This window comes from Photobacterium sagamiensis (genome assembly GCF_050337085.1).
GTDB classification, from domain to species: domain Bacteria; phylum Pseudomonadota; class Gammaproteobacteria; order Enterobacterales; family Vibrionaceae; genus Photobacterium; species Photobacterium sagamiensis.
Window position 1 is genome coordinate 1 of sequence record NZ_JAKJSP010000094.1, and the last position, 8,060, is coordinate 8,060.

The 8,060-nt window shown below is 42.8% G+C and carries 11 protein-coding genes, 1 tRNA gene and 1 pseudogene; 6 read left to right on the forward strand and 7 right to left on the reverse strand.

Going from position 1 to position 8,060, the window contains the following annotated elements; genetic code table 11:
- A pseudogene (locus tag L4D76_RS27940) lies at positions 1-278 on the forward strand (hypothetical protein); the annotation flags it as partial.
- A 191-nt stretch (positions 279-469) separates the two neighbouring features.
- Here L4D76_RS27940 and L4D76_RS27945 read toward each other — a convergent pair.
- The gene (locus tag L4D76_RS27945; protein WP_428444100.1) at positions 470-1,450 is read right to left on the reverse strand and encodes an IS5 family transposase; all 981 of its coding nucleotides are present in this window, start codon (positions 1,448-1,450) and stop codon (positions 470-472) included.
- 101 nt (positions 1,451-1,551) lie between these two features.
- Here L4D76_RS27945 and L4D76_RS27950 point away from each other — a divergent pair, with 101 nt between their 5' ends.
- Together L4D76_RS27950 and L4D76_RS27955 are read left to right on the forward strand one after the other, a co-directional pair.
- A complete protein-coding gene (locus L4D76_RS27950) occupies positions 1,552-1,746 on the forward strand; it encodes a DUF2817 domain-containing protein (RefSeq protein ID WP_428444101.1) in 195 nt (64 codons plus the stop codon).
- Between the two features lie 204 nt (positions 1,747-1,950).
- Positions 1,951-2,124, forward strand: a complete 174-nt coding sequence (locus L4D76_RS27955) for a PIN domain-containing protein (protein WP_428444102.1) — start codon at positions 1,951-1,953, stop codon at positions 2,122-2,124.
- A gap of 58 nt (positions 2,125-2,182) precedes the next feature.
- On the opposite strand, the gene L4D76_RS27960 is transcribed toward L4D76_RS27955, so the two are convergent.
- Positions 2,183-2,944: a spermidine synthase gene (locus L4D76_RS27960; RefSeq protein ID WP_428444103.1), complete on the reverse strand. Its 762-nt coding sequence runs from the start codon at positions 2,942-2,944 to the stop codon at positions 2,183-2,185.
- A gap of 281 nt (positions 2,945-3,225) precedes the next feature.
- Between L4D76_RS27960 and L4D76_RS27965 the strand changes: the two genes are divergently transcribed.
- The 3 genes from L4D76_RS27965 to L4D76_RS27975 are packed head-to-tail and all read left to right on the forward strand — an operon-like array spanning position 3,226 to position 3,957.
- A complete protein-coding gene (locus L4D76_RS27965; RefSeq protein ID WP_428444104.1) occupies positions 3,226-3,450 on the forward strand; it encodes a hypothetical protein in 225 nt (74 codons plus the stop codon).
- Positions 3,451-3,452: 2 nt separating this feature from the next.
- Positions 3,453-3,818: a DUF6882 domain-containing protein gene (locus L4D76_RS27970; RefSeq protein WP_428444105.1), complete on the forward strand. Its 366-nt coding sequence runs from the start codon at positions 3,453-3,455 to the stop codon at positions 3,816-3,818.
- A 10-nt stretch (positions 3,819-3,828) separates the two neighbouring features.
- Positions 3,829-3,957, forward strand: a complete 129-nt coding sequence (locus L4D76_RS27975; RefSeq protein WP_428444106.1) for a hypothetical protein — start codon at positions 3,829-3,831, stop codon at positions 3,955-3,957.
- On the opposite strand, the gene L4D76_RS27980 is transcribed toward L4D76_RS27975, so the two are convergent.
- The 5 genes from L4D76_RS27980 to L4D76_RS28000 form a co-directional block, all read right to left on the reverse strand.
- On the reverse strand, positions 3,951-4,466 hold the full coding sequence (locus L4D76_RS27980; RefSeq protein WP_428444107.1) for an IS630 family transposase: 516 nt from the start codon (positions 4,464-4,466) through the stop codon (positions 3,951-3,953). The genes L4D76_RS27975 and L4D76_RS27980 overlap by 7 nt on opposite strands.
- A 22-nt stretch (positions 4,467-4,488) precedes the next feature.
- Positions 4,489-4,968 (reverse strand): winged helix-turn-helix domain-containing protein, encoded by a 480-nt coding sequence (locus tag L4D76_RS27985; RefSeq protein ID WP_428444108.1) that lies wholly within the window; start codon positions 4,966-4,968, stop codon positions 4,489-4,491.
- Between the two features lie 373 nt (positions 4,969-5,341).
- The gene (locus tag L4D76_RS27990) at positions 5,342-5,902 is read right to left on the reverse strand and encodes an NnrU family protein (protein ID WP_428444109.1); all 561 of its coding nucleotides are present in this window, start codon (positions 5,900-5,902) and stop codon (positions 5,342-5,344) included.
- 1,170 nt (positions 5,903-7,072) lie between these two features.
- A tRNA-OTHER gene (locus L4D76_RS27995) sits at positions 7,073-7,153 on the reverse strand.
- 589 nt (positions 7,154-7,742) lie between these two features.
- Positions 7,743-8,060: hypothetical protein (locus tag L4D76_RS28000; protein ID WP_428444110.1), on the reverse strand; the 318-nt coding region annotated here is incomplete at its 5' end.

Below are 8,060 nucleotides of genomic sequence, written 5' to 3' on the forward strand. Positions count from 1 at the left end.
TCGCTGGGACCGGCGTCAGCGTTACGTGCCTCTGCCCCGGACCGACGCGGAGCGCGTTCTTCGGGCGAGCGGACATGGAGAACGTGCGGCTCGCGACCGGGTGGCCGCTCCGTCTTATGGATGCACGCGCGGTGGCCGAGGTGGGCTATACCGCCATGAAGAAGGGGCAGGTGGTGGTGATCCCGGGTCTCCAGAACAAGGTCATCGCGCTTTTCGCGAGGCACGCCCCGCTAGCGCTAGCCACCCGCATCTCAGGATGGCTCATGTCGCGAACTTAGCGCCGCCCGTAAACGGCCAAGCGACACACAACACCACATTTGTCGCCGACTTGCATGCTGACTAGCTTCTATGGGGCTGTTGCAAATAATCTGATGAGGCGGATCTAGTCAGTCATTGACTTAAAATTACGAGTAAATCACTTCAACATGGCTTTGTTGCAACACTAAAGTTACGAGGTCTTTTGATACGGTTAGGCGACCCGGTAGCTATTGGGCATCCCGAGGTGAGTAAAGCGATTTAAAATAGAACAACCGAGTAACATTTCCTTTGATTGATTTTCAATGCCTCTGCTGTGTAATGTATTGCCTATTATCTTCTTGTAACGTTGCATGGCAGTTTCTGAGACATTCCTCTTGCCGTATTGCCACACGTTCTGCCAACCGATAATGCCAAGTGCGAAGCAACCTATCAGGTTACTCATCCTCTTTGGGTGATGCTCCTCATCCGCATACGTATTGTCTTTAGGGGGAATTACAATTTCAGCGTTTGGGAAGTTCTCTTCGAGCGTTTGGTATACCGCATTGGTATCATACATTTTGTCGGCACTTACGTGCTCGACATCCTCAGAGATAGACTCGCACAGATCACCAACAACCTGGTCATCCATGGTGTTTTTATCCGTGAGGACTGCACTTTGAATAAAGTGTGCCTCATCAACAGCGAAATGCGCCTTTCGCCAGCTGCGTTTTACATTAACCTTATGTTTTCCCTGGTGCCATTCATCCATACCAAACCGCTTGAGTCCCGTTGAATCAATGGCTATTGCCGCAATTTTGTCGTCTGATTTTTCATTCTTTCTAAAGCGTGGCACCGTGAGATTGAGCTGCTTTAGCCGCTTTGATAACAACGTATAATCAGGGCATTGAAGGCTGGCCATGCCAAGCTTCATCAGCAAATTTTCAATCAATCCCTGGGCTTGACGTAGAGGAAGTTTATACACCAATCGAATGTAGTGGCAGGCTTCGATGGTGCTGTCAGGATACTTAACAGAAGAGCCAGTACCATCATAAACGCGTTCATCGTGTTGCCAATTATTGATGATATCTTCAGATATCCAAATGTCGAACCGCCCGCGTTGCTTGAGAGCCTGGTTGTAGTCACGATAGTTATTTAACGCGTAGGTATGCTTCTTAAAATGATGGCGTTTTCTGTCATTGTGTTTGTAAGGCATGTGTTAAACAGCTAACCGGAATGAAAGGCTGGCTATGATAACTGAACTCAGTGTTAATGGAATCATTGAGCATTATCTGAGCGCTTCAACAAAGCCCCCCCATGGAGGTCTTCAAAGCATTGCGTGCCGAGAACTGGCTCCATCATCACGGCGGCACCTCTCATCCGAAGGCGGTTGAGCTGAAGAGGTGCTTGCTGCGGGCATTTTATCCAGACTCTGAAGAGTGGAAAGCGTCAGTATGGAGTCAGGGGAAGCAAGTAATTGAACGTGCGTTGGCGAGTTTGAGTTCACCATGAGGAGCTCTCTCTTCATGCAAGTATTTTCTTGCTCGGCAAACCAAAACCAACTTGGTAGATCTAAAGAATTATTCCATAAAAACAAGATGTTAATATCTTTTATCGTGTGCGACGTGAAGAACTGACCAATAAGGTGTTTGTGCCAATGTAAGCTTTACTAAAGCCGTTACAGCTTGAACAAGAGCATTCAAGGAGAGTATCAGAATGAAATGGGCATTCATTGATTATGAGAACGTGGGTAGTTTAGGAAGAATTGAGCTAGCAACATATGAAAAAGTAGTAGTTTTTCTCGGTGCAAAGCAACCTAAAATAGATTTTGGTGATAAGAAATATGACTTTCCCATAAATTTAATTCTGGTTCAACTTTTTTGGCTCTAAATTCATTGCCAAGTAGGCAAAGGCATCCTTCAATCTCCGCGTGCCGCAACAAAAGTCCTCATAAATCTTGTGTATCCCAGAGTAATTTGGCATAACGTTCCATCGGAATGTTCATTTCCTCTTGCAACCATTTACCTTTAGTAAGTAGTTCTTTTCTTTTTATCGAGGGGATGTCGTTTTTGAATGCGAGTACGATCGTGTTTCCACTTTCTACTTCGAAACTGAGTAGTCGGTTTTCAAATTCGAGCGCGAGTAATTCATCTAACTCTTCTCGTAATTTAAGTGCCGTATGCCAGATATTGAGCACGAGGACACCTTGATTGTTGAGTGCATTTTTACAATCACGCAAGTAGGATGATTGTACTTGTTTCGGTTCCATGCCTTCCGAGTTGTATAGATCTGAAAAGATAATATCGCTTTTCATGTCGGTGTTTTTCATGTGGTTCACAGCATCGTCTATATGAATGAAGAGGCGATCAGTGTCGGGTAAGTAAAAATATTTTTTTGCGGTCTTCGCCACTGCTTCACGGTATTCAATCGCGTGTACGTTCAACTCGGAGAAACTACTGAGCAGGTTCTTTGCCATTGAGCCTGCGCCCAGCCCCATGATGGTGGCTGTTTTTACTATGGGGATAAAAAATAAACCCGCCATCATGGCCTGGGTGTAGCCGAGATCTAATCCATTAATGTCATTTAGTTTCATGCAACTTTGATAGATTTTCCCATCAAAGCTGAGAATTCGGCTGGTTCTTGTTTGGTAAACATAAATTGGGCCGTGCTCATCTACTGTTGATGAGATACAGGTTCCATTGATATCCATGGTATTTTTAATACCTCTTAAATACGGGTATATAACTGGTAGGGCATTATAACGGAAAATAGGGTCAGTTCTTTCTTTTTTCTGGTTTAATAAATGGAACAATTTAGCGGGCACCAACTTTATTTCTTCCGCTTTCCCGTTACGGAGTACGATCCTTGGGTCGGGAAAGTCTCTCGTTAACAAAGCAAATATTTTCTAGGTACCCATAAAAATCGACCATATATTTAAGAATAATTATGGGTGTCTGCTAAATCGGTGATGAAGGATGGGAAGTATTTGAAATGAATGTAAATGTAATATATGGGCGTAATATAAAGACAGAAAAAATTAGAATATTGTATGAGTATGTTGTTACTTTAAGGAACATGCTGGCCCTTACTGGGAGCTTGCTGCTTGGCGTTTTGACAGGCCATTCCCAGAATAGACATGGTATTAAGTATGAAGTGCAACATGAAAAAACACATAACAAAAAGCAGCTGAGTAAAGCGTTATACCTTTTAGGATAATTATGAAGAAACTATTGGCAGCAGGTTTGAGTTTATTAATCTCAAATGCTAACGCAAATGCTAACGCAAATGTAAGTTGGGAAGATTTTGTTTCTGAAGCTCATAATGCTCTGACAGAAAAACAAAACAAACTTATGGTTGACTTTAAGCTTGGTGAACATGAACGTTTCGATTGGGATCAAGAAAACGGAACTCTTGTATTTTCTAATGATGGAAAAGTTGCTGTTATTGCAAAAGTACAGTTTGTAGGTTCTATTTCAACCAAATCTAATACTTGGCTATGGTCTTGGGCTAACTCTTTTGTACTTGATAACGTAAAAGACCAGATGCATAAATTTTACGAAATTTGGCAAATCACGAGGGTATGAAGCTCTTGTTGTGGATAAATGGAAAGCGGATGAAGTTGACGGATGGGAAATGACATCTGTTACATGTCTTCTATTAGATGCTAAAGGTTCTTACAGAACAACGTCAGGCAATGGCTTCACTTACAGATTTAGTTATTGAAAAGTCATAATAGGTGATCCATTTATAATACGTTTCACTAATTCTGGAAGATATCTCAGTTGCTGTATCGCCTCTTTGACGACTTCCTTCACTTCCCACAGAGCCTTACAACTTCTGTTCGCCAGATGCCTTTTCAGCCAGCTCCAAATGTACTCCTGAGGATTCAGTTCCGGTGCATACGCTGGCAATTGTTCCAACCAGAGCTGCCCGTCATCCTGTTCTTGCAGAAAAGACCTGACTTCCTTACTTCTGTGGACTGGTGCACCATCCCAAATCACCAGTAGCTTTTCTCCTTGATATTTATGTTTAAGCAGCTTGAGAAACTCTTTGATTTCCTGGCTGGTGATGTTCCCGAAATGCTCGCAATAAAGCACTCTCCCGTTGCTATCCACCGAGCCTATGACGGACAATTTATCATGGTTCAACAGGTGGTTAAGTCTCGGCGTAACACCTGTTACCGCCCAAGTTTTCAGTACCAGCGGCATTAGCTGAAAGTTGCTTTCGTCCACAAAAATCAGGTGCCTAGATTCTTCAGTAGCCTTTTTTTATATTCGGCCACGTATTTTTCTCCCATTCCCGTATAGCCTCCTCATTACGCTGAGTCGCTCTTAGGGCTGGTTTTTGTGGCGAATAACCATATTGGTGTAGCAATATCCGCATGCGAGACGGATGATACTCAGTACCAGTCAACTCTTTGAATGCACGGGTTATCCTGTCGACCGTCCAGCGATCTTCGTTGTAACCAAAAGCTGCCGGCGTAAGATCAAAAATCATAGCCAGTGCCAGTTCAAGCTTTTTATCAGGAATTTTGGGCTCGGCTCCCGGATGCGATTTATCGTTTAACCCGTGAACAGGATCATCTGATACATCTCCGAACCAGTGACTAATAGAAGACTGCGAAACTTCAAGAAAATCAGCAATTTTTTGTTGAGTCCAGTGTTCGTCATTAAGCAGTTTGATAGCAATATTCCGGCGATATTCTTTTACGCTTGCGAAGTCTTTGACACTCATAGCGACGCCTTGCAAAAAACAATACTCATTATGATTAGCATAGTTCAGGAGTAGTGATATTAACCTTCGTTATTAGATTTCTGAAACTACCTCTGTAGGATTTTCTACCTCTATTCCTTGCAATGGCTGTCAATTCTTAATATCTTTTTTAAGTGCACTGGAACGCGAAAGCATTCCTGATGCAGAAAAAACTGCGTATCAGTTTTAGGCCGCCTTTTATGGCGGTCTTTTTTGTACCTGTACCACAGAGGCTGAGCGTTACACGATCACGCCAAGTTTAGGCTCAAGATGAAGAAAAGCCGCGCGTGTTGCGCGGCTTTGAATTAGCTAAGAGGATGATGCTCTCGCAGCTGAAAAGCGAGTGGTCTAATGATCAACCGATAACAGCGACACCGAACAGAGTCTGATGGCCACGCAGTACCAAACCAAAGAGGGTCAGTCCGACCACTATAGCGATGATATCGAACAGTGCCTTCGGCTTTCCCTTTGGCTTCAGGCTGCTTCTGGGCTTAGCCAGAAAAATATCGATTAGAGCATAGACAAAGAAACAGCTAAAGAGCAGGGTGGAGGCCTGATTACCCTCATAAGCCAGTAGATGGACGAAAGCCCAGAGACAGGTGGCAATCAACATCGGGTGTTTTAGCTTGGCGCGGATATGGGTGTTTAGATAGGCCGCGATCAACAATATAAAAACAAAGGGCATCAAGGCGTGGGCCATGGGCCGGGCAAAAGGCAGCGGTGGCCACAGCGGAGCTTTGGGGGCCTGACCAAAGCCGTGGATGATTAGCAATATGGAGATCAACGAAATAGTGGAAAAAAACACCAGATAGGGCATTCTGCCCAGCTTGTCGATCAGCTTCTGCCTGAGCCATGGCATGGTGGGAAGCATGTGGATAGTTATAAAGATGATCAGTCCCAGCAATAAAAAAAACATTATTATTCCTTTATAAATTATTCAATTATCCGTATTGATGCACTGTAATTTCTTGGTTTGTGATTGGTTAGTATCAATCACACTAATGTCACGCATTGTCGGTACCGAATTAACGCAATAGGCCAAAGTCGCCCAAACAGATTTTTGAGGGGCAAAAACATTGAGGATTAGGATAGGGATGTTCCAATGCTCTCGCCAAAAATTGGATTGATTAGTAGCTATCTTGCCGCTTTTAGTTTTGCGACTTCTACACGTTGTATCTGTTGGTAATCTAACTACGACTGTGAGCATAGCTTCATAACATTGAACCTGTGCTGAATGTTGCAATATTTAACACGTTTAACATATTCAACATGTGTGGTTGGTGGTACAACGTGTCATGATTTCACGTTAGCTATAAAGCATGGCCTCGCGGTAGTTATTAACCACTGATTCTGAATCCCAGGCAAAAAAAAGCTGAGCATCCTGCTCAGCTAAAAAAACAATTCAAAGTTAGCCAATGGTTATCATTAAACCATTGGCTATGAGCATAGCCTCACAACATTGAACCTGCGCTGAATGTTGCAGTATTTGACATATTTGACATATTTAACATATTTGATATGTGTGATTGGTGGTACAACGTGTCACGATTTTACGTTACCTATAACGCATGACCTAGCGGTCGTTATACCCGTCTTTTACCTAACCTAATTACCGATTTTGTGGATAAAAACTAGTCTATTTAACGTAATGGGCACATCCCGCACCGAGTTTTGTGAGTGAGATCACCAATTACCGCCCCTTTGTGCACTAGTGTTCATATTTGGGCAAATTGTTTTACCCCCTCATCATGTCATCTAGGGGGGATTTGTCAGAGCCTTTGTTATTGCATAACAGGCGCTTTACGATCTGGAATAGAACGTTGTATTTCTTTGTTCAGGGTATCGGAGGAGTGTATGACTGTGAGGTGTAGGGTTTGTAGTATATATATATCGCCAAAGTATGCGTGTCCTTATTGTGGAGATAATTACAGGCACTACGGTAAGAAAGACTTAAGACGACTATGTCTAGTCGCGATAGTCTTTACTTTAATGTTCACTACCGCACAGGCAGCTTAGAAATTTCGATTTGCGCTTACCGAATAAGCGCGTAAGAAAACTGCTCGTATGAAAGCGGTTTTCTAAAATCTGGGTCTCCCTGCTGGACTCGAACCAGCGACATACAGATTAACGTAATAATCTGCTGTTCTACCAACTGAACTAAGGGGGAGCTATAGAGGGGTGGCTGTACCATTCCTTTGGTAAGTATCAATCATTGAATCAGCCAACGATTGATATTATATGCTCGCAGTTGCGCACTTAAAGGGTGATAAGTATAATTTGTGATCCTTGTTGGTTGTGCGTAAAAAAAAGGAATTTTGTATGGGTGATAAAAAGGAAAAAATCCCGAATCGGGCTCGTCCATTGATAAAAAACTACTTAATAAGCATAAGAAAAAGACGATCAATATTTACCGTAACATCCGTTATATGTCGTACGAAAAAACAAGCAACAAAGGTCGCTTCGGCGGCCTTTTCCTAACGCGGTTATGCCCCATTCCTGCTTAGAGTTTTAGCTCATTCATGTCCTGTTCACGTCGATTTTCGATATTTGAAGTAATGTGGTGACGGGCGATTACTGAGAGTCGGCAACGCTTATTTGCTCCCAAAAGCAGCCGTTAGAACTTTAATGGAACTAAGATTCTGGAATGAATAACTATTCAGACTTACCCGTAAAAAGGCCGCTTCTGCTGCCTGAACAGCTGCCTGAAAGTCGTGGTGTATATTACGGGTGTTATGGTAAACAACGATAAAGAACTACTAATCTGTCAGCTCACTGAGTTCCTCTTTCCCCTTACAATTTATTTCATTTCCGAAAACTTCCTGCATCCAAATCTCGGCTTCAGCTAATGTGTAAAATGTTCTAAATCGCATATCTTTCATAAAGACAGTTTCACATTTAAACAGTTGGAGCGTTAAATCTGATTTGGTTACGAGAGCAAACGCTGTAAAATTTGGCATAAGTTCTTTTATGTATAGGTATACAAGTGGATCGATTGAGGTGTTTCTTAGCCTGATATCAATGAGTCCAAAGTTGCCGGAAATATTATTTTTAACGACATCATTCAGTGCATCTAC

Excerpts from the sequence above, each read along its gene's own strand:
- L4D76_RS27950 (WP_428444101.1), top strand. The coding sequence starts at position 1,552 with ATGGAGGTCTTCAAAGCATTGCGTGCCGAGAACTGGCTCCATCATCAC.
- L4D76_RS27965 (WP_428444104.1), top strand. The coding sequence starts at position 3,226 with ATGAATGTAAATGTAATATATGGGCGTAATATAAAGACAGAAAAAATT.
- L4D76_RS27945 (WP_428444100.1), bottom strand. The coding sequence starts at position 1,450 with ATGCCTTACAAACACAATGACAGAAAACGCCATCATTTTAAGAAGCAT.
- L4D76_RS27960 (WP_428444103.1), bottom strand. The coding sequence starts at position 2,944 with ATGGATATCAATGGAACCTGTATCTCATCAACAGTAGATGAGCACGGC.
- L4D76_RS27985 (WP_428444108.1), bottom strand. The coding sequence starts at position 4,968 with ATGAGTGTCAAAGACTTCGCAAGCGTAAAAGAATATCGCCGGAATATT.
- L4D76_RS27955 (WP_428444102.1), top strand. The coding sequence starts at position 1,951 with ATGAAATGGGCATTCATTGATTATGAGAACGTGGGTAGTTTAGGAAGA.
- L4D76_RS27970 (WP_428444105.1), top strand. The coding sequence starts at position 3,453 with ATGAAGAAACTATTGGCAGCAGGTTTGAGTTTATTAATCTCAAATGCT.
- L4D76_RS27990 (WP_428444109.1), bottom strand. The coding sequence starts at position 5,902 with ATGTTTTTTTTATTGCTGGGACTGATCATCTTTATAACTATCCACATG.